This is a genomic window from Methylobacterium sp. 2A (assembly GCF_009806555.1).
Taxonomy (GTDB): domain Bacteria; phylum Pseudomonadota; class Alphaproteobacteria; order Rhizobiales; family Beijerinckiaceae; genus Methylobacterium.
Map to the genome: position 1 here is coordinate 1 of NZ_VUOK01000032.1, position 25,099 is coordinate 25,099.

Consider the following 25,099-nt stretch of genomic DNA (forward strand, 5'->3'; position numbering starts at 1 on the left):
CGAGTGCCGAAACAGTCTCACTGCTGCTGGTTACGAAGATGACTTGGCCGTCGCTACATAGGCGGGAATAGCTCTAGACAGGGCAACGGATACCCTCGCCCCCTGCCGCGGCATGTCACGCCCGCCAATGCCGATGATTACGCTCGGGTTGGTCCGTTAGCCGGAGGCGCGCAGGCGGCCACCGGCGACAGCATCGGGGTCGCCTTTGCGGATCACAGTTCCACGCGCGAGAAGCCAGCGGCGGCCGCCCGCGAGCACGGCATCAAACGGGAGATCAAGCTGGCGGGGGTGACGCTGTCTGAGGCCGAACGCAGCTTCGGGCCGCCGCCGCACCGTTGGATCGTCGAGCGCTCCTTCACCCGGGTCATCCTTCGCGCAGGCTCGTCAAAGAGTACGGGCGTCGGGCTAGCCCCCTAGTATGACAGCCGGGTTTCATGGTGTTGGCGTTGTGTGGCGGGCGTTTTTTCGTGCTGGGTTCGTCGTCGCCAGTGGGCTTGCTTGGCGCGTTGCTGATGGCGGAGGCGCCAGACGGACCAGCGCAGGATCGCGGGCGGTTCGGGCCGGGACAGCCCGACGAGGGCGGCGAGCCGGTGCCGGATCTCGGGCACGGTCAGCGGCAGAAGATCCGCGGCGCGGTCTTGCGTCAGCCCACCCCCCGATAGCCGCCCGGCGCAGGACGGCAAGGTAGGCATGGGCGAGCATCGCCAGGGTGACGTGTCGGTGCCAGCCGACGTAGGAACGCACCTCGTACTGGTCGAGCCCGACCTCGCCCTTGGCCTGCTCGAAGTTGCTCTCGCTGGTCCAGCGCCGGCCGGCGATCCGCACGAGATCGGACAGCGAGCGACGCACCAGCAGCGCACATCGGAAGCCGGGTGCGCCACCGCGATGGGCGATGCAGGCCCAGTCGTACAGGCGCGGTCCCTGGGCGCCCTCGCCCGCGCTCAACCGCTGCCAGACCGGCGCGGCGTCTTCGGGCCGTGCGGCGAGCTGATCGGCAAACCACGCCGCCACCGGGCGCATCGCCAGCCGCTGGCCCGTGGTCACGGCCAGCACGTAGCCGATCCCATGGGCCTGCGCCCAGCGCCGGATGGTCCGATCGGCCCCGTACACGCTCTCGCCCGCGATCCAGGCAAACGCCAGCCCCGCGGCGCGCGCCCGCTCCAGCCTGGCCAGGCCGAGCGCCGGCTTGGTCGCGAACCCGGCCGCATCGGGCACGTGCGCCGCGCGACAGCGGGCGCGGTCGTCCGTCCAGGATCGGGGCAGGTCCAGCGCCCGGTCGATCAGCGCGTGACCGTGGCAGCCGGCATAGCCCAGGAACACGCCGGCCTGCGCGTTCTCGATCCGCCCGGCCGTGCCGGTATACTGCCGCTGCACACCGGCCGACTCGACCCCCTTCTTCAGGAAGCCGGCCTCATCCTGAGCTTGTCGAAGGATCGCCCAGGTGATCGCCCACATAGGCCCGCAGGTCGTCGCGCACCGCGTCCGCATCCCAGCGCACCCGGCTCAAGAACTCCTGCACCCCATCCGGCGTGGCATCGCCGACGGCCTCGGCCAGCTGCCAGCCGTTCTTACGCTCCACCGGCGCCAGAAGACCGCGCAGGTAGGCCGCAGCCCGCCGACGCGGCTCGGCCCGGCCGAACCGGCCGCCGATCCGGGCCAGCACTTCATCCAACCCACGCAGCCCCTCGGCTGAACCCGCCCCCGTCACCCTCGTCATGGACAACCTCCACAACGACAACGCGCAAACCCGGCTGTAGTAATAGAACGCTCTGCGCCGAAGTGGATGCCGGTTCAGCATTAGAAAATGCAGCAAAGACAATGAATTGGAGTGTTTTCTGCGATCCATGGATTGCAGAAAGCACTTTTGGACGAGCGATTGCTTTGGAAGCAGGGTGAGATAGGCCGAGCTGGCTGCAGTCCACTGCCAGTTCGGTTGTTGATGAGGTCCGCGTCGCGCTTATTGCATTGAGCTGGCGCGCCGCTCTGTGAATGCGCTTCGCACGAGCGTGCCCATGACCACGAGGCCGCAGGCTGCGCCGGCATAGAACAGTGGCCAGCCGATCATCGCGGCAAGGCGCGCCACGGCGATGGCGACCAGGGTCGCCGCGAGCCGGCTGACGCCATAGAGCAGCGCATAGTCGGTCGCCGGCTGGCTGCCCTGCGCCCAGCCGAGCGTGGCCGCGCAGATGATCGCGAAGAAGCCGTTCGTTCCGGCCGTGACAATGACCGCCCCGGCCACCGCAAGCGCTGGCTCCCCGCGCCACGCGCCGATGCCCATCGCGGCACAGGCGATGAGGCAGATGGCAGTGAAGATCAGAATGCCATTGCTCGCACCCATGCGCCGCAGGATGGGGACGGCAGCGACCGCCGCGACCAGGCCGGCCAGCGGTGCGCCCATCCCGACGATCAAACCGATGACGGGCACGGGTATGCCCAGATCGACGAGCATGATGCGATTGAAGAACAACAACGTGACCATGACGCAGGAGGCCAGCGTCAATCGCGCCAGCTTTCCCCGCAGGTCGGGATCGCGGAAGATCGCGAGGAGATCGGGATGCGCGCTTCCTGCGCCCTCGACACGAGAATCCCATCGCCAGTTGAGCAGGATGGGGAGCGTGGCCATCACCGAGGCGCCCGCGCAGAGCCGGAAGGTGATGATCCAGCCGAGGTTCTCCGCCAGCACGACGAACAGGCCGCCACCGATTATCGAGCCGACCGCAAGGGACGCGACCTTCAGACCTCCGGCCGCCGCGCGACGATGCGGCGGAACGCTCGACGTCGAGAGCGCATCGAGCGCCACGTCCATCGTCGCGGCGGCGAAGGCGATGATCAGACCAAGGGCCATTAAGACGGCAGGCGGGAACGTCTCGCCCTCCGCGACCACGAGGAGAATCATCGCGATCAGGATCTGCATCGGAACGATCCAGCCGATTTTCGGCGCGTTCCGAATGGGTTTGAACCAGTCGATCAGCGGCGCCCATAGAAACGTCAGGCCGAAGGGCACGAGGATGATAAAGCTCCAGCCGATCGCCGTGAGATCGACACCACGGGCGCGCAGCACCGGCGGCAATCCGCCCTGCATGACGCCATAGATCATACCGAAGGCGGCATAGAGCAGCGAAGTCGAAGCAAGCAGCGGGCCGGCAGTGCGGCTCGAAGGCGTGTCCTGAACTTTCATGCCGGCCTCTCTCAGAAGGCGAAAGAGGTGCCGACACCGACGACCCGTCCTTGTCCGGCGCGAACAGTTGGGACATTGCCGAAAAGTTGGCCCCAGGCTTCGTAGCGCTCGTCAAGCAGGTTGGTGGCGAAAGCATAGACGGCGACATCGCCGTCCTGCCACGTCAGCTTGGCATTGACGATACCGTAGGCACGCAGATTAAAGGTATTGGCGATATCGGCCGCGCGATCGGAGACGAATTGATAACCGGCACGTCCGGCGAAGCGTCCCGGCAGCCCGAAGGATTCCGCCGACCAGCGATACTCCGCGCCGATATTGGCAGTGAATTCCGGCACATTGGGGACGCGATTGCCTGATTTGATGCCGGATGCACTGCCAGCGGGAACGTTCTTCAGCTCTCCGTGAGTGTAGCCGACCCCTCCGAGGAAATCGAAGTCGGGCGTGACCTTCGCGGCGAGTTCAAGTTCGCCCCCATAGGTCTGATAATCGAGCGCGACCGTCGAGAAGGCGACACGAGCCGTGGAAAACAGGAGCAGGTGACCGTTCTTCACATCGTTGAAGAAAGCTGAACCGTTCAGCGTCAGCCTGTCATCGAGCAGCCTGGACTTGAAGCCGGTTTCGTAGGTCCAGCTTGTCGAGGCCGGGAAAGCAGTCTCCGGCTTGGCGAAGCTGCTGTTGAAGGAATAGGTCGGGAATCCGGCCGTGACGTAGCCGCGAGAGATCGAGGCATAGGTCATCGTGTCCGGCGTCCAATCATAACTCAGAACGGCGCGACCGGTCAGAAAGTCGTCGTCGAGCGAAGCGTTCTGCGAATATCGGACCGGGAGACCCGGCAGGCCGTTGCCGCTATACTGGTAGCGCGCCGCCTTTTCCTCATGGGTGCCGCGCAAGCCGAGCGTCGCCTTCAACCGCTTCGTGACGGGCAACGTCACCTCGCCGAAAGCGGCGTAGCTGTTGACCAGCAGGTGATTGTCCTGCACGCCGCCTTGCAGGTTGAACGGCGCCGATAAGGCGTGTCCATCGCGGCCTGCACGCGAATCCAGGCGGTAGTAGTTGATGCCCGTCGTCCATGCGAACGGGCTATCCGGCAAGGATGACGCCCGAAACTCCTGCAGGACCGTGTCTTCCCGAAGCGAGAAGTTGAGCATATCGGCGCCGGGAATGGCGTAGGCCGCAATCGTCCCCGGCCGGCGCGGCATGCGCGCATAGACAAGCGCATCCGTCGCATCATTGTCGGTGCGCGACGTACCTCGCTGAAAGGCGGTCTGGCTGTTCAGCACGAAGGTATCTAATTCGTGACGGATGCGCAGATTGCCGCTTCCTGTCTCTCCTTCCGCAAGGGTCTTGGGATCCGTCGCGCTGACGGGAAAGCCGGGCGCGTCGCGCAGCATGAAGCGCGGAGAGTGCGTCGTTTCGCGGCCGTAGTTGAAGGCCAGCAATGCCTCGGTCCGATCGTCGGGGGTAAAGAGGAGGCTGCCGCGCGCCGCCCCGATGTTCAGGTCGCCCTCCTTTCCACCGGCGGCAATGTTCGGAATGTCGCCGCCGAAGCCATTCCAGCGCATGGCAAGCCGGCCTGCGAGCGTATCGGGAACGAGCGTGCCGTTCGCCGTGAACTGTCCAAGTCCATAACCGTGACTGCCGACCTCACCGCCGAGCGAGAAGGCCCGGTCGAAGGTGGGACGCCTGCTCACGACGTTCACCGCGCCGGCTTGCGTGTTGCGTCCGAGGAGAGTGCCTTGCGGGCCCCGCAGGACTTCGACCCGTTCCGTATCGAGTAGACTCGGCGCGATCCCGTACGCCGGTTGCGGAACGTCATCGACATACATGACCGCCGAGGTGTCGTCCGACGAGAGCGGCGATATGGAACCGATCCCGCGAATACTGAACGTATTTCCATAGATCCCGCCTCCGTCGAAGAAGGTCATGTTCGGCACCGAGCGGGCCAGGGACGCGTTCGAAGCGGATGGCGCCACGGTCGCGCCGGCATCCGGCACCACCGTCAGGCTGATCGGAACCTTTTGGGGATCTTCACTCTGTTTACGGGCCGTGACGGTGACCGGCTCCAGTTCGACCATTGTTTCGGCGAAGTCCGCATCCCGCTGGGTGCGATGGCTGCCGTTGACCCGTGCTTCTCTTGCCGCTTTCTCGGTCTGCCCTCCCTGCCGCCTGACTGGCGCAGTACTTAACTCGGGAGACGGCGAAGTCTCAGCCGGCAATACTTGCCGTGCCGAAAAGTTTTGCGCCTGTGAAATGCCGGGCAGAAAGGCGACGGCGGTCAGGAGGATCGTCGGGAGCGGTCGTTTTGTGCGATTGCCCCGATCTCCCGATCGATGGTGTCGATCGATCGTTGCCCCGCAGTTCCGCATCACGAACAACCTTCAAGTCCAACGGATGGCCCGGCGCACGGAGGGCAAGTCGCGTTGCCATCCCAGGGCTATCGCGGCGCATTTGCACAGGACCGAAGGTCGGTCAACGAATTCACGAAAGGTATTCTAAGTTTAGAATCGTAATAAATCGAGTCATATGAAAGTTGTTTTCGCGATCTTGCGCGGAAAGGTTTGGGGATGTACCCATGATTCGACGCGGGCGGACGCCGATGCTTGACCGAAATAGCTTATTCAGCCTTCGTCCCGTCCCGTTCGGGTTGAGTGATCCGTCTTCCCCTCCATCTACTTTTGCCCCTGAGCCGTATCCGACCCTGTTGGATCACCTGCCCTCCCGTCCTCGCCTCATCGCGAGGTGCGGCGAAGCGGCCCCGAAGATCTCAGGGCGAGGGCGAGCCGGGGAAACAGATCTTCCGCAACCCGTTCGGCTTCGGCTCTAGTATGACAGCCGGGTTTCATGGTGTTGGCGTTGTGTGGCGGGCGTTTTGGCGTGCTGGGTTCGTCGTCGCCAGTGGGCTTGCTTGGCGCGTTGCTGATCACGGCGGCGCCAGACGGACCAGCGCAGGATCGCGGGCGGTTCGGGCCGGGACAGCCCGACGAGGGCGGCGAGCCGGTGCCGGATCTCGGGCACGGTCAGCGGCAGAAGATCCGCGGCGCGGTCTTGCGTCAGCCCACCCCCCGATAGCCGCCCGGCGCAGGACGGCAAGGTAGGCATGGGCGAGCATCGCCAGGGTGACGTGTCGGTGCCAGCCGACGTAGGAACGCACCTCGTACTGGTCGAGCCCGACCTCGCCCTTGGCCTGCTCGAAGTTGCTCTCGCTGGTCCAGCGCCGGCCGGCGATCCGCACGAGATCGGACAGCGAGCGACGCACCAGCAGCGCACATCGGAAGCCGGGTGCGCCACCGCGATGGGCGATGCAGGCCCAGTCGTACAGGCGCGGTCCCTGGGCGCCCTCGCCCGCGCTCAACCGCTGCCAGACCGGCGCGGCGTCTTCGGGCCGTGCGGCGAGCTGATCGGCAAACCACGCCGCCACCGGACGCATCGCCAGCCGCTGGCCCGTGGTCACGGCCAGCACGTCGACGAGCCCATAGGCTTGCGCCCAGCGCCGGATGGTCCGATCGGCCCCGTACACGCTCTCGCCCGCGATCCAGGCAAACGCCAGCCCCGCGGCGCGCGCCCGCTCCAGCCTGGCCAGGCCGAGCGCCGGCTTGGTCGCGAACCCGGCCGCATCGGGCACGTGCGCCGCGCGACAGCGGGCGCGGTCGTCCGTCCAGGATCGGGGCAGGTCCAGCGCCCGGTCGATCAGCGCGTGACCGTGGCAGCCGGCATAGCCCAGGAACACGCCGGCCTGCGCGTTCTCGATCCGCCTGGCCGTGCCGGTATCCTGCCGCTGCACACCGGCCGACTCGACCCCCTTCTTCAGGAAGCCGGCCTCATCCTGAGCGTGTCGAAGGATCGTCCAGCACCAGCACCGCGTTCGGATCGCCCAGGTGATCGCCCACATAGGCCTGCAGGTCGTCGCGCACCGCGTCCGCGTCCCAGCGCACCCGGCTCAAGAACTCCTGCACCCCATCCGGCGTGGCATCGCCGACGGCCTCGGCCAGCTGCCAGCCGTTCTTACGCTCCACCGGCGCCAGAAGACCGCGCAGGTAGGCCGCAGCCCGCCGACGCGGCTCGGCCCGGCCGAACCGGCCGCCGATCCGGGCCAGCACTTCATCCAATCCACGCAGCCCCTCGGCTGAACCCCCAGCCGTCACCCTCGTCATGGACAACCTCCACAACGACAACGCGCAAACCCGGCTGTAGTAATAGGGCAACCATGCTGACGCGGCTGCGCCTGTCGGCGGCGGTGGATTGGACGGGCATTGCGTGACACGCTAGATTGCCTCTGGGCGGTCAACTGTACGTGACAAGATGAATGTAAGGAATTAGAAGAGTAGCGTCGAAGGCATGATAGCTGACATTCGGCTTGGCGATCGGGGATATTGGAGCAAGTCCGCCATCGCGGCTCAACATAACAAAACTTCGATGTCCTGTGCAACTTGTGTGAGATCGGGTAAATTCGTTAATGCCACTCCGATTGGGGCGAGGATTCGGTCGTCATCTGTCAAGAATCCTCGCTCTGGCTTGCGGGCGACGCGGACCGGAGCGCGCGAATCGACATCAATGCTCGAAGCCGATCGGGGATAGATCAATCGAAATGTCTAGCTCAATTCGATAGACCAGGATGATTTTTCGTGATGTGTTCCGGTGGGCGCTGCGCACCCTTGATGTTGTTTCGGACAGCCGCTCAGCAGAACGAAGGCTCGCTCATTCGGAGCTGTTCGATGCCGCGTGGTATCAAGCCACGCAGGCGCCCACGGTGTCGCTTGACCAGGCTGCGCGGCACTATTTGCAACATGGCGCCGCGCTCGGATTAAGTCCGAGCCCCTTCTTTGATGGGCCCTGGTACCTCGCCGACAACCCCGATGTCGCTGCGGCGGGGCTCAACCCCCTGCTGCACTATCTGGATTGCGGACGAGCCGAGGGACGGCCGGTTTGCCCGGTTGCCGACCCGGCATCGGTGGCGCGGATCGAACGCTCCGATCTGTTCGACGCGGGTTGGTACCGGGCGACACAGACCCCCAACGTGACTGCGGATCGGGCTGCGCGGCATTATCTGCAGACGGGCGCCGCACGCGGGCTGAGCCCAGGCCCACGCTTTGATGGACCTTGGTACCTCGCCAACAACGCCGACGTCGCCGCCGCAGGTCAGAACCCTCTGCTGCATTACCTGAATGATGGGCGCTCAGAGGGGCGGCCGATCTGCCCCTTCACCGACCCGGCGGCGCTGGCGCCGATCGAAGGCTCCGCACTGTTCGACGCGGATTGGTACCGGACGAACCACGCCCCCGACCTGCCGCCGAACCAAGCGGCGCGGCACTATCTTCGCGAGGGCGCAGCGCGCGGTCTGAATCCCGGCCCCCTGTTTGATGGGAATTGGTATCTCGGCACCAATGCCGACGTGGCCGAAGCTGGCCTGAACCCGCTGCTGCATTACCTGAAAAGCGGGCGCGCGGAGGGCCGACCCATCCGCCTCGCCTGCAGCCGCGACGCCCAGGCGCGTGTGATCGAGACACGACCCATCGTCCTACGGGAGACCGTATCCGCCTGCATCGTCGTCGTTGTGCACGCCTTCTATGTCGACGTGTTCGAGGAACTCCTGCCCCACCTCGTGCGGGCGATCCCGCGGTTCGACTTGCTGGTCTCGACCGATCAGTCCGGGAAAAAGGGGGCGATCGAGGCGGCCGCGGCCCGAGCCGGACTCGCCGACCGGTGCCGGGTCGTGCGGGCCGAGAACCGCGGCCGCAATTTCGGTCCGCTCGTCACCGTGTTCGCGCAGGACATCCTGCGCTACGACCTCGTGCTCCACGTCCACACCAAGAAATCGCTGTTCAGCGGCGCGGAGCAGACGCGCTGGCGCGACGAGATCTACCGGGCGCTGTTCGCGAACGCCGCCTGTGCCGCCATCGCCCTCTCCCTGTTCGAGGACGACAGCCGGATCGGCCTGTTCTTCCCCGAAACCAGCGCGCACATCGTCTACTGGGCGCATACATGGCTCGCCAATATCGGCCCCGGCTACGGCCTGCTCGCTCGCCTCGGCCTGCCCTACGACGGCTTCGACGAATACCTCGACTACCCGGTCGGCGGCATGTTCTGGGCGCGGGTCGATGCCCTGCGCCCGCTGCTGACCGCCGGATTGACCCCCCAGGATTTCCCTGAGGAACACGGCCAGACCGATGGGACCCTCGCCCACGCGATCGAGCGGGTGATCCCCATCGTGTGCCGGTCACAGGGCTACCGCGCCGTGTGCTTCGACTACGACCGCGGGCTCGCCCGCTTCGACAGCAGCGCCCGCAACTGGCACCAGTACAGCGCCCGCAACCAGGATCAGGCGCTGCTTGCGCTGGAGGATGTCGACCTCGTCTCGTTCGACCTGTTCGACACCCTCGTGAGCCGTCCGGCCCGGCGCCCGGATGCGGTGCTCAAGCTCGTCGAGCACCGCATCGCCACGGAGGAAGGTCGACCCATCCCGCTCTTCGCGGAGCGCCGCGCCGCCGAGAACCGGGTCCGGGCGCGCAAGCACCACCAGGGCGACGTCAACCTGTCGGAGATCTACGCGGAGCTTGCCGCGTCCGGCACGATCACCGGCGACGTGGTCGCGCGGGCGCACGCGCTGGAGAAGCGGATCGATCTCGGCGCCCTGCATCCGCGGCCGGAGGTCATCGCCATCCTCAAGGTGGCGCACGAACGCGGCAAGCGCATCGTCCTGATGACCGATACTTACTACGAGGAGGCCGACATCCGCGGCATCCTCCAGGCGATCGGCGTCGCCGACCTGTTCGCGGCGCTCTACGTGTCGAACGCGGTCGGCGCCCGCAAGGACCGGGGCGACCTGTGGCGCCACGTGGAGGAGGCCGAAGCGGTGCCGCGCGCCCGCTGGCTGCATGTCGGCGACAACGAGCATTCCGACATCCAGGCAGCCTGCGACCGGCGGATCCCCTATCTGCACGTCGCGCACCCGGCCAAGATCCTGGCGCAGAGCGGATTCGTGCGGGACGAGGGCGATCTGGCGCGGACGTGGCCGTCCGATCTGGTCATCGGCCACGCCATGCTGACGCTCGGCCGGAACCCGTTCCTCGACCGGGCCGGCCCACCCTACCTGACGCTCGGCTCGGCCCGCGAAGTCGGCTCCGTCGTGTTCGGGCCGCTCATGCTGCTGTTCATGTCCTGGCTGATCCGGCACGAGGTCCTGCGCCGCGTCGAGCGGCTGTATTTCCTCGCGCGCGAGGGCGACTTCCTGGTCAAGGTCTACCAGCTGATCCGGGAGCGCTACGGCCTCCAACACCTGCCCGAGGGCAGCTACTTCCATGTCTCCCGGCAGGTGGCGATCGGTGCGGCCCTCGGCCGGGGATTCCGTCCGGATCTGGTGACGGGGGCCGGCCGCTACGTGGGCAGCCTCCAGGGGCTCCTTTGGAACCGGGCGAGCTTCACCGCCCCGGCGCATCACGGGCTGGACCGCCTGGACGTGCGGCTCCCGGGGGATGCCTCGGTGGTCGAGCGTATCATGACGGACCTCCAGCCGGAGATCACCGCCCATGGCGCGGACATGAACGCGCGGTTCCGCGCCTACGCCCGGCAGGAGGGTCTCGATGCCGGGGGCCACCACGCGGTGGTCGATGTCGGCTACTCGGCCACGATCCAGAAGATGATGCAGATGGCGCTCGGCCAGCCGCTGATCGGCTTCTACATGACCACCTTCGACACGGCGCAGGGTGTCGAGACGGATGGCGGCGCGGCCTTCAGCTGCTTCCGCGCGGGCACCGAGAATCCCGAGACGTCGGCGCTCCCCGTCCTGGCCCACGGCCTCGCCGTCGAGGCCTTCCTGACCGCCCCCCACGGGCAGGTCGTGGGCTACGAGACCACGGGCGAACGGATCGCGCCGCTGTTCAAGGCGGATCCCCGGACCCCGGCCGAGCACGGTGTCCTCGCCGAGCTGCATGCCGGCGCCGAGCAGTACATCACCGACACGCTCGACCTCTACGGGCCGGACCTGCTCCTGGCCGACATCCCGCGGAAGGGGCCGCAGGAATTCCTGCGCCTGCTGATGCAGGGGCTGATCGCCACCCCGTCCGAACCGATGCGGACGCTCGGCGTCGAGGACGATTTCTGCGGTCTGCCCATCCACAGGGTGTACGCCGCGGCGGAGAACCCGACCTCCGGCTGAGGTGCCGACAGCGGATCAAGGGGCGGCCGTGACCGCCTCCAGGGCCCGCCGCATCGTCGCCGGCGCCACCATGTAATTCGCGTGCATCGGGTGGACGCCCTCCGCCTGCAGCGTGGTTCCGCGGACGAACAGAAGGCGCGCGCCGCTGGACTCGACGAAGCTGGTGAAGCCGCGAAAGTAGAATTCCGGGCTCTCGTGGGCGAGCGCCACGACCCGGGCGCCCGGCCGGCAGAAGATGCAGTTGATCAGGGCGGAACTGGCCGATCCGACGATGATGTCGGCGGCGTGATACATCTGCACCTGCTCGGCGAAGGTGAGCTGTTCGGGCTGGACGACCTCGAACCCATGGGGCCGCAACGTCTCGACGATCTCCGCCTCGTTGACGAGCTGGCGCTGCGTGAACCCCCGCCGGGACAGGATGATGCGCCGTCCGGTCCGGCGGAGATCGACCCCCTCCGCGGCGAGCCGCCGGAGGATCCTGTCCCGCACGGCGGCGAGGATGTCCTGCGGCCAGATCGCGTCGTAGATCGGAAGCCCGGGCCGGGTATCGAACGGGAAGAAGGCCGGCACGGGCGCGAGTCCGAGTTCGTGGAACCGCGTCGCGACCGGCGGCAGCGTCACGATCGGCCGGTCGCGGCTGTCCATCAGGGCGATGATCTGGCGGTGCGTCTCCGGCATCCCGTCATCGACGCAGAGCGGGAATCCCGAGGGACAGGCGGGATCGTTGAAGCACAGCATCCGGGGGACGAATTCGAGGAGCCAGTGGCCGTATTGCCGGCTCTGGAACCCGAACAGCATCAGGCCGGCGTCGATCTCGCGCGTCTCCGAAGGCGCCTCGACCAGGGCACGTCCCGTGCCCCAGACGGCCGTCATGATCTGACCCGGATTGACCCCGTCCTTGATGTCGGCGACCCCGCTCAGCGGATGGGCCGCGAGGTCGTAGATCAGGCGCTCCCCGTGGAGCACGACGTTGCTGCGGGGGAAGGTCAGGCAATCCCGGAAGAGCGCCACGTATTGCGGCGGTGCGTCGAGGATCCCCGGCTGGGAGGTCAGGGGGATCGCGCCGTCGAGGAACGTCACGGCGGGGTCGGCGATCCTGCGGCCGGGCCGCATCTCGTGATAGTGTCCGTGCCCCTCCGCGGCTTCCTGCCGGGCCGAGACGAGACGATAGATGCCGACGGGTCCGAGGCCGACGATCGACCGGGTGCTCTCATGCAGCGCCACGGCCTCCTCGTGCCGGCCGGCCTCCGCCAGGGCGTTCATCTGCAGGATCCGCAGGTTCCGGATTTTTTGGCTGAGGCTGTTCCCGTCCACGGTCGCGAGGCCGGCATCGCCGCCGTTGAGTTCGTAGGCGAGCCGGTAGCACTGGACGGCGGGTTCCGCGCGGCCGCGGCACTCGTGATCCCAGCCGAGTTGCAGCAGCGTCGGGGCTGCTGCCTCGTTCCCCCCCCGGATCTCGGCGACGAACGCCGACGCGTCGTCCCAGCGCTCCTGTCCGATGAGGTCGCGCAGGCGCGCCGTGTTGGCGATCCGGCGCCAGCGCTGAGGGTCGTGCGGGTCAATCGCGGCGGCGAGCTCGTAGGCGCGCGCCGCATCCCCGAACCGGCCACCGCCCTCGAGCCGGAAGCCGAGGGCTTCGAGGTGCCGCAGGGTCGCGGACGCGCGGGGCCCCGATGGAGGCTCCGCGGTGAGCAGGGCGGCCAGCGTCTCGAGCTGGGTTGGAGCGTTGCCGCTGTCGATCGACCGGACGAGGTCGAGGAAGGCCGCCGTCGGCCGCATATCGCTTCGTCTCCGCCCGCTACGGGCCGACGCCGACGCGTTCGAGTCCGCGCAGCACCTGTTGGGGCGTGACCGTGTAGTTGGCGTGGAACGGATGCGTCTTCTCTCCCGGCACCGTCGTCCCCCGGATGTAGAGGACCTGGGCGCCGCTCGACCCGATCATGCTGGTATAGCCGCGGAAGTTGAACGACCGGTTCTCGTGGATCAGCGCGACGACGCGGGCCTTGTCGTTGCAGAAGATGGTGTTCGTCATCGCGGAACTCGCGGAGCCCACGATCACGTCCGCCGAATGATACAGGGCGATCTGCTCGATGAAGGACAGTTTTTCCGGGTACACGACCTCGAAGCCGTAGCGCGCCAGGGCGTTGATGATCTCGGCCTCATTGACGAGCTGGCGCTGCGTAAAACCCTTCCGCGACAGGACGATCCGCCGCCCGGTCGGCCGCAGATCCACCCCCCGCGCCGCGAGCCTCTCGAACACGGCGCGCCGCATGGCGCCGAGGATGTCCTTGGGCCAGACCGAGTCGTAGACCGGCACGCCCGGTCGGACGTCGAACGGGAAGAAGGTCGGAACCGGAGCGACTCCCAGCTCCTTGAAGCGGACGGCCTGCGCCGGAAGAGGAATGATCGGTCGTCCCCGCCTGTCGAGCAGTTCCACGATCTGCCGATGCGTCTCCGGCATGTGATCGTCGATGCAGATCGGGAAGCCGGCGGGGCAGGCGGGATCGTTGAACCACAGCATCCGCGGCACGAACTCGAGCAGCCAGTGGCCGTAATTCCTGCTCTGGAGCCCGAACATCATCAGGCCGGAATCCAGGCTGCGCGCCTCGGCCGGCTCCTCTACCAGGGCGCGCCCGCCCCCGTAGACGGCCGTCATGATCTGATCGGCGTTCTTCCCGTCCTTGATGTCGGCGATGCCGCTGTCGGGATGCGCGGCGAGGTCGTAGATCAGCCGGCTGCCCTGGAGCACGATGTTGCTGCGCGGGAAGGTCAGGCAATCCTTGAACCGGGCGACGTATTGCGGCGGGGCGTCCAGGGTGCCGCAGACGGAGGTCAGCGCCACCGGTCCTTCGAGGAAGCGGATCTCCGGCTCCGCGATCCGGCGGGAACCGACGAGTTCGCGATAGTCGCCCTCCCCTTGCGCCGCGGCCTGACGCGCGGAGACGATGTCGTAGATCCGCACCGGCCCGAGCCCGAGGATCGTGCGTGTCCGATCGTGCAGCGCCTGCGCCTCCTCGTGACGGCCCGCCTCGGCGAGCGCGGTCATCTGAAGGCTGCGCAGGTTCCGGATCTTGCGCTCGATCGCGTCGCCATCGATCGTGAGGGCCTGGCCGCCCAATGTGTCCCGCGCGATCCGCGCCAGCAGGTAGCCGCGCACCGCGCTCTCGGCATCGCCAGCGAGTTCGTAATCCCAGGCGATGTGGATCAGCGACGGGTCGTCCTGCCCGCGGTCTCCGGCCGCCGCCTTGGCTCGACGCAGCGCCTCCAGGAGATCCTCCACCCCGTCGAATTCCTGCCGCCGGCAGCGATCGACGATGCCCGTCCGGAGGGCGGCGAGGTGGTACTGCGCGGCTCGGGCGCGCGAGGCCTGGGCGGCCAGCCCGTAGGCGCGGGCGGCCAGATCGAACCTGTCCTCGCCCTGATACCGGAAGGCGAGGGTCGCGAGGTGCTGCGCCGCGGTCTCGGCGCGATCCTCCGCCAGGGCCGCGAGGACGCCCGCGATCGTGTCGAGGGTGGCGGCGCCGTTCGTCCGATTGGCCTGCGTCAGGATCCGCCGAAAGTCGTCCCGCATCGATACCGACCGTTCCTCACGTGATCCGGAAGCGCCGTCGCGCGCCGCCTCAGCGCGCCGCCAGGGCCCGCTCAACGCAGGCGCAGACTTCGCCGATCTGATCCCGGGTGATCGCCGGGAAGAACGGCACCCCGATGGCGCCCGCGGAGGCGGCCGGGGTCTGCGCGAGGCCGTCATGCCGGCACGTCGCGAAGGCGGGATGCGCCTGGCAGCCGGTCCCGTACCAGCGCCGCCACTGGATGCCGGCCGCGTCGAACGCCGCCGTCACGGCATCGGCCGCTCCGGGCTCGAACAGTGCGTTGACCGTCATGGTCAGCCACTCCGTCCCGAAGCCGGGCTGCATGCGCACGCCGATCCGGTCGAAACCTTCGCGATAGGTGAGCGAGGCTTCCCGCAACTGCCGGATGCGTGCCTCGAGACCGTCGAAGGCCGCCAGGCCGATTGCCGCGGCGTATTCGGAGATCCGGAAATTCCCGCCGCGCACCTCCGAGACCCGGCTGCTCGCCGAGAAGCCGAACCCGGTCATCGCGGTGGTCTGCGCCACCAGCGCGGCATCGGTCGTGAGGATCGCGCCCCCCTCCCCGATCCCGAGCGCCTTGGTGGCGTGCAGGCTCACGCAGACCGGCTGCGCGCCGACATGGGTGAGGTTCAGCGTCGCGGCTGCGGCGTCGAACACGACGGGAATCCCGTGCGCCGCCTCGAAAGCCTCCCAGGCGGGAATATCGATCGGCGCCCCGAACGGGCTGACCACCACCACGGCGGCGACATCCCCTCCGGCCGCCGACAGCGCCCGCTCGGCGATGGCGGGGGTCAGCGACAGGGTCTCGGGATCCACGTCGGCGAAGAACGGCTCCAGGCCAACATTCACCGCCGCGTGCGCGGTGGCGATGAAGGTGTAGCCGGGCATCAGGCAGAGCCCGCCGCGCCGGCCGCCGATGCGGTAGCGCAGGGCGAGCTCGATCGCGCTCGTGCCGTTGCCGGTGATCGTCGCGGAGACCGGCGCGCCGCCGGCGCGCTCCGAGACGAAGCCGCAGAGCCTGGCCGTGAACTCGCGGGAGAGCGGGCCGTAATTGCTGTAAATGTGTGATTGGTCGATCCGGCGCAGATACGGGACGATCGCGTCCGTCTCCGGCAAGCTTGGAATGAGCACGGGGATCATGGTCGAGATACGTCCTGACTGTCGGCCGCCACCATCCTCATCCGCACGCTCAGGTGACGCGGCCCGCTATACATGCCGGGGCACCCCCGCGGAAGGCGCCGCTCAGCTGTGTCGAACGGGCCGGGCCGGCAGGGCACGGGCTGGATTCCCGAACACGGTCTGGCCCGGTGCCACGTTCCGGATCACCACGGCGCCGGCCCCGACCACCGCGCCCGCGCCGATCCGGATCTTCGGGATCACGCAGGCCCCCGTGCCGAGAAACGCACCCTCCCCCACGCGGACATGCCCGGCCAGATGGACGCCGGGGCTCAGCGTGGCGAAATCCTCCAGCACGTCGTCGTGCGCCACGGTGCAGCCCGGATTGATCAGCACGTGCTCGCCCAGCCGCGCATCGGCGGTCACGGAGGAATGGCCGAGGATCACCGCACCGGCGCCGATCCGGCTGCTCGCACCGATCAGCACGCCGGGATCGATGATCGAGGTGAAGCGCGCGCCGATCGCCTCCCGCAGATGCGCGACCGCCCGGGCCCGGGGCTCCGGCTCGCCGAGGGCGACGACGAAGCGCAGGCTCTCGTCGCCCGCGAAGGCGCGGACATCCCGGACCACCGGCCGGCCGCGGAACATCTCCGGTGCGTCGAGCCCGGGATCGACGATACTCGCCTGCAGGTCGATCGGCGTGCCCTGCGCGTTCAGGCGCTCCAGGACGTCGACGATCTCGCGCGCGAGGGCGCCCGCACCATACAGGACGAGGCGGACCGTCATCGTATCGTGCGCCGCGACCGTCTCGGCGCTGGCGGCTGCCTGCCGCTCGGGCGAACGTCCATGCGCGAGGTCCCCTGCTGGGCTTTCCTGGCTGTCCGGGGCCCTGCCCTTACACGAGTCTCCGCGGGCTCTCCAGAGGCGAGGTTTCGGATCGACGGGTGGGCCGACGATCGCGGAAAGCCCGGGGATCGGGATGCCTCGTCACGGTGCCGCCATTCCAGTAGACCGCCGGGAGCGGCGCCGCGCCGGTGCGGGGGCCGACCAGCGCGTACGCGGAGAGCGTGGGACGGACATGAGGCCGACGGAGACGTTCATCGACCTGATCCGGACGGTCAATCGCGACACCGCGTCGGACGTCCTCGCGCGGCTAGGCGCGCTCATCGCCGCCGAAGGCGACGCCGGCACCCGCACGGCGCGCCTGCGGCGGCACCTCGAGGCGCTCGCGTTCCGGCTCGAGGGCGAGGACCAGCTCGCCGCCGTCGCCGACACCTACGACCTGATCGGCTCGATCGTCCCCGAGGATCGGGAGCGCTGGGCTCTGGCCGCCGTCGACGCGCGGCTGCGCGATCTCTGCGGGCGTGGCCGCTACGCGGAGGCCAATACCGCGATCCTCAGCCTGCGCGCGGACGGCAGCCCCGCCGCCGTCCGCGCGGGCGTCGCCACCCTGATGAGGCTCGGCTGGGCCGCCGAGTGCGGACAGGAGCCGGAGGCCTGCGTGCAATGCTACCGGCTGGCCTACGAGCTGAACGGCGGTGACGACGGCGTCACGACCGAGGACGGCAGCGCCCTGAGCACCAAGGTCAGAAACCTGCGCCGGCTGCAGATCGATGCCCTGCTCCCGGACGGCCGCTACGCGGAGGCGATCGCGCTGCACGAGCCGGTGCGCCACGTCTATGGCTCCGGGCCCCTGCGCGTCTACGACATCGTCACCGCCGAGGCGCTCGCCGCGGGCGGAGGGGCCTCGTACACGGAATTGCGGCCGCGGCGGCGGATCGCGCCGCCCGACCTGCGCTTCTTCGAGCCGTCCCCTGCCCTCACCTCCGAGCCGGGCGAGCTCGACATGCCGCCGCAATACCTCGCCTTTCTCGACGGCGCCCACGCCTTCCCGCGCAGCAACGTCGTCATCGCGGGCGACAAGCTCGTCTACGACGTCGCCGCACATCCGCGCCGGCCCGACATCCTGCTGCAGGACGGGGTCAATCCCGATCAGATCATGATGGCCGCGTTCGGCGACACGCGTGCCCTCGTGGAGATGCCCGAGGATCCGCACCGGGTCGAGGCCGGGCTGATGATGTTCGGTCTTCAGAGCCGGAACTACGGCCACTGGTTCTGCGAGTATGTGCCGCGGATGCTCTGCTACAACGACCCGCGCTGCCCGGACGGGATCCCGCTCTGCATCGACGACCACATGCCCGCCTCGCATGAGGAGATCCTGCGCCTGCTCGACACGCGCGACCGGCCCGTGATCAAGCTGCCGCCCCGGCCGGTCGCGTTCGGGCGCCTCGGTCTAGCGCCGGTGCCGGCCTTCTTCCCCTTCGACGTGAAGCCGGGCCGCCCCTTCTACGACACGGTCTGGCCGGCCGATGTTTTCGCGGCGGTGCGCGCGCAGATCCTCGAACGCGCCCGGGAGCGCGGGGTGCTCTCGGACCGCACCGACCGGCGCCTGTTCATCTCGCGCAGGGCCTTCAGCCAGCGCGCCCTGGTGAACGAGGCCGAGATCGCCGAGCGGCTGGCTCCCCTGGGCTTCGAGGTGATCTACCCGGAGACGATGTCGTTCCTCGAACAGGTCGATGCGTTCCATTCCGCCGCCCTGGTGGTGGGCTCGTCGAGCTCGGCCCTGAGCAACGCCCTGTTCTGCCGGCCCGGGTGCCGGATCCTGGGCCTGATCCACGAGGAGCTGTCGTTCAACTTCCGGGGCTATGCCAGCTACATCGAGGCCGGGGGCGCGCGGATCCTGTTCCTGCGCGGTCGCACCCTTCACCGGCCCGGCGTTCACGCCTTCCACGTGAGCTATACCGTTGATCCGGCGAAGGTCGTGGCCGCCGTGGCGGCGCTGGAGGCCGAGATCGCCACCGGCGTACCGGCCGGGTTCCCGCCCCCGGCCGCGGATGACCGGCCGATCGGGGTGCCGGATCGCGGCGCATCCGGGCGTCGGCATCCGCCCGCGCGCGTCGACCCGGACCGGCTCGCGCGCGTCACGACGCTCGCGGCCGGGCCGCACCCGGATCCGGCGTCCGGCCTGTGCGCCCTGGAGGCGGTGGCCTACGTGGCCGGCGAGCCCCATTCGGATCAGCCCGCCTGCGCCTCGCCGAGCCTCGCGGCCTTCATCCGGACTTGGAGCGACGGACTGCCCCAGGAGGTGCGCGATGCCCTGATCCTGCCGCTCGTCCCGCGCCTCGTGGGCACGCGCGGCTCGGATGCGCTGGAGCGCCGCCGGGCCGGGATGGTGGCCGATTGGCTCGTCCGCACCCATCTGCCGGCGTGGTTCCGCCTCGCCAAGCTGAACGTTGAGGGGGACGCCCTGGCCGATCGGCCGGCGCTGACCGATAGCGCCGATCTCGCCGCCTGGTGCGATCATCTGGAGCGGGCGCGCAAGCGGGCGAAGGTCGCGAACCTCACCCTCCGGCAGACCGGGTCCGCCGTCCGGTCCGCAGCCTGGGACGCGGCGCATCAGGCCGCGTGGGCGGCCATCCGGGATGATCTGGAGGCCGCCGGTCCGCGGATCCTCGCCGCCGGCTGGGACGCGGCCTACGCGGCCGCCTACGCGGCGGCCCGGGCCTACGGGAAGGCGCCGCTGGAGCCGACCCGGCAGGCACTGCAAGACTCTGCCCTGGCCCTGGTCGAACGCATGATCGCCGCGCGCGAGACGGATCCAACCGACGCCGACGGGCTGCCGGAGGATGACCCGCCGGCCCACACGCCGGCTCAGCCCGGCGTCGAAGATCGGCCATGAGCGAGACCCCGCAGGGCGCGCGGCGGGTCCATCCCGCGCCGTCCCTGTCGGGGCTGCGCTGCCTCGTCCTGGGCGGCAGCGGCTTCCTCGGGCTGAACCTGTGCAACCGCCTCGCCGAGGCGGGGGCCGAGGTCACCTGCTTCAGCCGGAGCCATCCCCAGCCCGCGCTGCTCGACCGGCGCGTCGCCCGGGTGACCGGCCAGTTCGCCGACCGCCTCGCCATCGCCAACGCAGTCGAGCGGCAGGACGTCGTCTTCCACCTGATCGCCGGGTCGATCCCGGAGAGCTCGAACCGGGATCCGTCGGCCGAACTCGCGGCCACGCCGATCGCCACCCTGCACCTGCTCGAAATCTGCCGCTCGGCCCGGATCCGGAAGCTCGTGTTCGCGTCCACCGGCGGCGCGATCTACGGGATTCCGCGTACCATCCCGATCCCGGAACAGGCGCCGACCGATCCGATCTCGGCCTACGGCATCAGCAAGCTGATGATCGAGAAGTCGCTCTACCTGTACCGCCACCTGCACGGGATCGACTATCAGATCCTCCGGATCGCCAATCCGTACGGCCGCTTCCAGCTCGGCACCAAGCACCAGGGCCTGATCGGGAGCTACATCCACCGCGTCCTGATGGATCAGCCGCTGGAGGTCTGGGGCACCGGCGCGGTGGTGCGCGACTTCCTCCACATCGACGACGTCAGCGACGCGTTCCTGGCCGCCGTGAGCTATGACGGGCCGCACAAGGTCCTGAACGTCGGCAGCGGCGTGGGCCTGAGCGTCAACCAGATCATCGCTGAGCTTCGAGCGGCCTTCGGGCGGGACCATCTGCCCTGCGTGCACAGGCCGAGCCGGGCCGCCGATGTGCCCGCCAACGTCCTCGACACGACCCTGATCCGGTCCGAACTCGGCTGGCAGCCCCGCGTCGCGCTGCGCGACGGCCTCGTCGGCACCATCGCGTGGATGCGGGCCCATCTGGCGGAGTCGGCGCGTCCGCGTCTCATCCGCGGGACCTGACGCGGCCCGCCCCGGAGTGGCCACGATTGTCGGCGACAGCGCGGCCATCCGATCCGCGCGCCGATCCGCGAGGAGACCGCATGTCCTTCCTACACGATCTGCCGATCGCCGACCTGATCGCGCATTACGGCTACGTCGCCATCTTCGTCATCATCACGCTGGAGAGCGCGGGGCTGCCCCTGCCCGGCGAGACGGTCCTGCTGACCGCCGCGGCCTATGCCGGCAGCACCGGCAACATCAACATCGCCGTCGTGGTGGCGATCGCCGCGACCGCCGCGATCCTGGGCGACAATGCCGGCTACTGGGTCGGCCGCCGCTGGGGCCTGCCGCTGCTCCTGCGCAAGGGCCACCTGATCGGCCTCGATCACGGGCGGCTCAAGCTCGGCCAGTACCTGTTCCGCCGGCACGGCGGGAAGATCGTGTTCTTCGGCCGCTTCACCGCGATGCTGCGCGCCTACGCGGCGGTGCTGGCCGGTGTGAACAAGCTCGACGCGCGCCGCTTCATGGCCTTCAACGCGCTCGGCGGCGTCGCCTGGGCCTCGATCATGGGCTTCGGCGCCTATCTCTGCGGCCGCTCGATCGAGAACGTCATGGGGCCGGTCGGCCTCGGGCTGCTCGCCTTCGTGCTGCTCGGCGCGGTCGCGCTGTGGCTGTTCATGCGCCGGCACGAGGCGCGCCTGATGGTCGCCGCCGAGGAAGCGATCCCGGGTCCGCTCATGGAGGGTCTGGCGGCCGGCCCGTCGGTACCGCAGGGCGCCGCCCAGGTGGATTTCGAGCGGCAGGTCGAAGCGCTCCTCGCGACGCGCGGCACCGGCCAGAAGCCGACCGGCACGTCCGCGACGCGCGTTCGGCGGCCGGAGGCCCTGCCCCTCTGGTTCAAGATCCCCGCGATCCTCATGGTCTCGGCCACCGGCATGACGCTCACGTCATGGTACTATGGGGTCACGGGTGGGCTCTACGGGCGCCTTGTCGGCCATGTCAGCATCGTCGGCCTGCTGCTGATGCTCCTCGTGCCGGCCGTCCTGCTGACGCTGGTCGGCTGGCGCCTGAGATACCCGGGATCATCGGCCGCCTCCGGGGGTGAGACAGAGAGCGGGATCAGACTGGCCGCATGAGCCGGCGGGGGATTGGTGCTCGTCCGGTCGGCTCGCTTCGGCTCCGACGGCAAGCGCCTGCACGGCAAGGGATCGATGGTATCGGGGCGCAGGGTTGACCGGTCCGGAGGCCGATCGTATCACCCCGCCTCACCCGACAGGGGCACTTCAACGCGCCGGTTTCCGGCCGATCCTGCCCATGGGGCGCGTACATGGCCGTGTGCGCATGCCTCGTCGGACGTCGTGACCGAGACGGAGCCGACCTTGGGCGAGGACGTGGAAGCGCTGCGGGCCGAACTCGCCGAGACGCAGGCACGGCTCAAGGAGGCGCAGGGCGAATTGGCCCGTCTGGTCCGCCTCGCGGAGGCCGACCTTCAGCGCCGCCGGCCCGGTGAGCAATCGAGCGTCGTCGCCTCCTCGGTGCGCCGCCCCGCCGCCAAGGAGGTCGCCGCCCGGATCGCCCGGTTCGCGCATCTCTACCGCGAGGCCGCCGCGGCCACGCCCGATCGGGCCCCCGTCGTCCCCGAGGCGACGATGCTCGAATGGCTCGAAACCTCCGGGCTGTTCGACCGCCAGTTCTACCTCGCGTGCAACGACGATGTGGCGAATGCCGGCGCGGACCCGACGCAGCATTATTACAATCACGGCTCCGAGGAAGGGCGCCTCCCCAGCCCCCTCTGAGGGTCTGGTCGGAGAAGCGGCCCGCTGACGCGCGTTCGAGCGATCTGCGAGGGATCTGACTGATGCAGGACGGTGCAGGAGAAGCCGCACCCGCGCTCGAGCCGTGGCAGGACGATTTCGCGACGATCTACGCGAGCGGGCAGTTCGACCACATCTGGTACGCGACGCGCTATCCCGAGGTCGGCCTGACCGACCTGTCGCCCCTCGAACATTACGTGAAGTACGGGGCTCGCCTGGGGCGCCAGCCCCGGGCCGACTTCACCGCGCCGCCGGACGAGACCTTCGACGGCAGCTTCGCCAATCCCTTCGCGGCCTGGGTCCGGGCGCGGGCCGAGACGCAGCCTGCGCCGGCCTGGAACCGGCCGGTCGTCTCCGTCCTGTGCATCAGCTACAATCAGGCGGCGTTCATCCGGCAGACCCTGGAGAGCATCCTCGGCCAGGTCACGGACTTCCCCTTCGAACTGCTGGTCGGCGACGACCGGTCGAGCGACGGCACCGCCGAGATCATCGCCGAATACGCCGCGCGCCATCCCAACCTCGTAGCGGTCCTGCGCACCGAGAACCTCGGCCCCAACAAGAACTTCGCCGATCTCACGGCGCGCGCCCGCGGCGAGTTCGTGGCGATCTGCGAGGGCGACGATTACTGGACCGACCCGCGCAAGCTCCAGAAACAGGTCGATTTTCTCCGGGCGCGCCCGGAATTCACCCTCTGCTTCCACCCGGTGCGGGTCGTCTACGAGGACATGCCGGGGGTCGAGGAGATCTACCCGAAGCAGTGCAGCCCGCAGCCGTCGCTGTCCGACCTCGTGGCCCACAACTTCGTCCAGACCAACAGCGTGCTCTACCGCTGGCGCTATCACGGCGCCGAGGCGTTCGTGTTCGACGAGGGCATCGCCCCCGGCGACTGGTACGTCCACCTGATGCATGCCGAGGTCGGGCGCATCGGCTTCCTGCCCGAGGTGATGGCGGTCTACCGCAAGCATGCCGCCGGAATGTGGGCGACCTACGCCACCGAACTCGCCCGGCACAAGAAGCTCGGCAATGCCGAGATCGCGTTCTTCCGCAAGCTGCGCGGGCATTTCGGCGGCCGCTACGCGGCGGGCTACGAGGCCTCGCAGAAGGCGATCTTCCGCCGGCTGGCCGAGGCCTATCTCGACGAGGAGGATGTTGCGAGCCTCGGGCGGCTGATCGAGGCCAATCCCGATATCGCGCGGGACGCCCTGGGCGACATGGGCCTCGACGCGCCGGACGACCTCTCCGGCGAGCCGGAGGCTTTGCGTGCGTGGCTGATGGAGCAGCTCACCGTCAGCGTCATCGTCACGGCCTACAACCATGCCGCCGATATCGGCCGCTGCCTCGACGGGATCCTGAGACAGCGCGGCCTGTTCCGGATGCAGGTCGTGATCGGCGACGACAAGTCCACCGACGGGACGGCCGGGATCGTCGAATCGTACCGGGCGCGCGATCCGGAACGGATCGTGGTCCGGCCCCGGCCACAGAATCTCGGCATGCTGCGCAACATGCAGGATTGCCTCTCCGCCTGCACGGGCCGCTACGTCGCGTTCTGCGAGGCCGACGATTACTGGCTGTCCGACCGCAAGATCGCCATGCAGATGCGGATGCTGCGCAACGACCGCAAGCTCGACATGTGCTTCAACTGGGTGCTGCTCCATTATCCGGCGACCGGCTCCTACCTGCCGCATGACGAGCAGGGCCGATACCCGACCGGCACGATCAGCTTCCCGGTGCTGGCCAATTCGCCGCTGACCGCCAACTTCTCCTGCTGCTTCTACCGTGCCGAGGCCCTGCGCCGGGTGCCGGAGGCCTATTACGAGAACGCGGCGGCGGCCGACTGGCTGATGAACCTCTACGTTGCCGACAAGGGCCGGATCGCGTTCCTGCGCGAGATCCTGTCGGTCTACACGGTCCAGGAGAAGGGCCAGTGGTCGGGCCTGCCCGAGGAGATCAAGAACGCCCGGATTGCCCAGTATCAGAAGCAGTTCGCGGGCATCTTCGGCGAGGGGCGCGGCTTCGAGAAATACGAGGTCGGCTGCACCGTGGCCGAACTCGACGGCGAATTGCCGGATTCCTTCGCCCGCGCCAATCTCGAAGCCCCCCAGGACCGGGTCTGGGCCGAGATCCAGGACGGGCAGGTGGTGCTGTCCGGCTGGGTCGTCTCGGCGAGCCGCGCCAAGGCGACGCTGGTCGCGGAGATCGACGGCGAGGTCCAGCGCATCCCGGTGGATGTCCACCGGCCGGACGTGATCGCGGCGGTGCTCGGCGACATGCCGACCACCATGGACGAGGCCCGCTGCGGCTTCCGCTTCACCCTCCCTTACGCGCTCCACCTCGAAGTGCTGCTCTCGATCGAGGTCGAGCACGAGGTGGTGCCGTGGCTCTCGGTGATCTTCACGAACCGGGTGAAGCGGGCGGCCGAGCGGGGTTGATCCGATCCCGCCCGCGTCAGGGGGGCTCTGCCCGCATCTCAGGAACAGAAGGCCGTCTGGAGCGATTGCCTTTGTGGGTCAGGATCGATACG

11 protein-coding genes and 3 pseudogenes are annotated in these 25,099 nt (G+C 68.6%); 6 read left to right on the forward strand and 8 right to left on the reverse strand.

Features of this window, described 5'->3' with window-relative positions; genetic code table 11:
• Positions 1-432 precede the first annotated feature (432 nt).
• The 4 genes and pseudogenes from FVE89_RS15950 to FVE89_RS15965 all read right to left on the reverse strand — a co-directional run bounded on the left by FVE89_RS15950 (position 433) and on the right by FVE89_RS15965 (position 7,350).
• A pseudogene (locus tag FVE89_RS15950) lies at positions 433-1,738 on the reverse strand (IS701 family transposase).
• 219 nt (positions 1,739-1,957) lie between these two features.
• The gene (locus FVE89_RS15955; RefSeq protein ID WP_160534951.1) at positions 1,958-3,178 is read right to left on the reverse strand and encodes an MFS transporter; all 1,221 of its coding nucleotides are present in this window, start codon (positions 3,176-3,178) and stop codon (positions 1,958-1,960) included.
• Between the two features lie 11 nt (positions 3,179-3,189).
• Entirely contained in the window at positions 3,190-5,544 is a 2,355-nt protein-coding gene (locus FVE89_RS15960) for a TonB-dependent receptor (protein ID WP_246730869.1), read from the reverse strand.
• Positions 5,545-6,098: 554 nt separating this feature from the next.
• Positions 6,099-7,350 (reverse strand): annotated as a pseudogene (locus FVE89_RS15965) (IS701 family transposase).
• 776 nt (positions 7,351-8,126) lie between these two features.
• Between FVE89_RS15965 and FVE89_RS15970 the strand changes: the two are divergent.
• On the forward strand, positions 8,127-11,330 hold the full coding sequence (locus FVE89_RS15970; RefSeq protein ID WP_160534953.1) for a rhamnan synthesis F family protein: 3,204 nt from the start codon (positions 8,127-8,129) through the stop codon (positions 11,328-11,330).
• Between the two features lie 15 nt (positions 11,331-11,345).
• On the opposite strand, the gene FVE89_RS15975 is transcribed toward FVE89_RS15970, so the two are convergent.
• The 4 genes from FVE89_RS15975 to FVE89_RS15990 all read right to left on the reverse strand — a co-directional run bounded on the left by FVE89_RS15975 (position 11,346) and on the right by FVE89_RS15990 (position 16,822).
• Complete coding sequence (locus tag FVE89_RS15975) at positions 11,346-13,109, reverse strand: glycosyltransferase family 61 protein (protein WP_160534954.1); 1,764 nt, start codon at positions 13,107-13,109, stop codon at positions 11,346-11,348.
• 19 nt (positions 13,110-13,128) lie between these two features.
• Positions 13,129-14,901, reverse strand: coding sequence for a glycosyltransferase family 61 protein (locus tag FVE89_RS15980; protein ID WP_160534955.1), 1,773 nt, complete (start codon positions 14,899-14,901; stop codon positions 13,129-13,131).
• Between the two features lie 49 nt (positions 14,902-14,950).
• Entirely contained in the window at positions 14,951-16,060 is a 1,110-nt protein-coding gene (locus FVE89_RS15985; protein WP_160534956.1) for a DegT/DnrJ/EryC1/StrS family aminotransferase, read from the reverse strand.
• Between the two features lie 102 nt (positions 16,061-16,162).
• Positions 16,163-16,822: a NeuD/PglB/VioB family sugar acetyltransferase gene (locus tag FVE89_RS15990; RefSeq protein ID WP_160534957.1), complete on the reverse strand. Its 660-nt coding sequence runs from the start codon at positions 16,820-16,822 to the stop codon at positions 16,163-16,165.
• Positions 16,823-17,114: 292 nt separating this feature from the next.
• On the opposite strand from FVE89_RS15990, the gene FVE89_RS15995 reads away from it, so the two are divergent.
• The 5 genes and pseudogenes from FVE89_RS15995 to FVE89_RS16020 all read left to right on the forward strand — a co-directional run bounded on the left by FVE89_RS15995 (position 17,115) and on the right by FVE89_RS16020 (position 25,007).
• Positions 17,115-19,775, forward strand: a complete 2,661-nt coding sequence (locus FVE89_RS15995; RefSeq protein WP_246730861.1) for a glycosyltransferase family 61 protein — start codon at positions 17,115-17,117, stop codon at positions 19,773-19,775.
• Positions 19,772-20,785: an NAD-dependent epimerase/dehydratase family protein gene (locus FVE89_RS16005; protein WP_160534958.1), complete on the forward strand. Its 1,014-nt coding sequence runs from the start codon at positions 19,772-19,774 to the stop codon at positions 20,783-20,785. Before FVE89_RS15995 ends, FVE89_RS16005 begins: the two co-directional genes overlap by 4 nt.
• An 80-nt stretch (positions 20,786-20,865) precedes the next feature.
• Positions 20,866-21,501 (forward strand): annotated as a pseudogene (locus FVE89_RS31180) (DedA family protein); the annotation flags it as partial.
• Between the two features lie 621 nt (positions 21,502-22,122).
• Positions 22,123-22,560: a hypothetical protein gene (locus tag FVE89_RS16015; RefSeq protein ID WP_342389464.1), complete on the forward strand. Its 438-nt coding sequence runs from the start codon at positions 22,123-22,125 to the stop codon at positions 22,558-22,560.
• A 62-nt stretch (positions 22,561-22,622) separates the two neighbouring features.
• Positions 22,623-25,007: a glycosyltransferase gene (locus FVE89_RS16020; RefSeq protein ID WP_160534960.1), complete on the forward strand. Its 2,385-nt coding sequence runs from the start codon at positions 22,623-22,625 to the stop codon at positions 25,005-25,007.
• Positions 25,008-25,099: the final 92 nt, after the last annotated feature.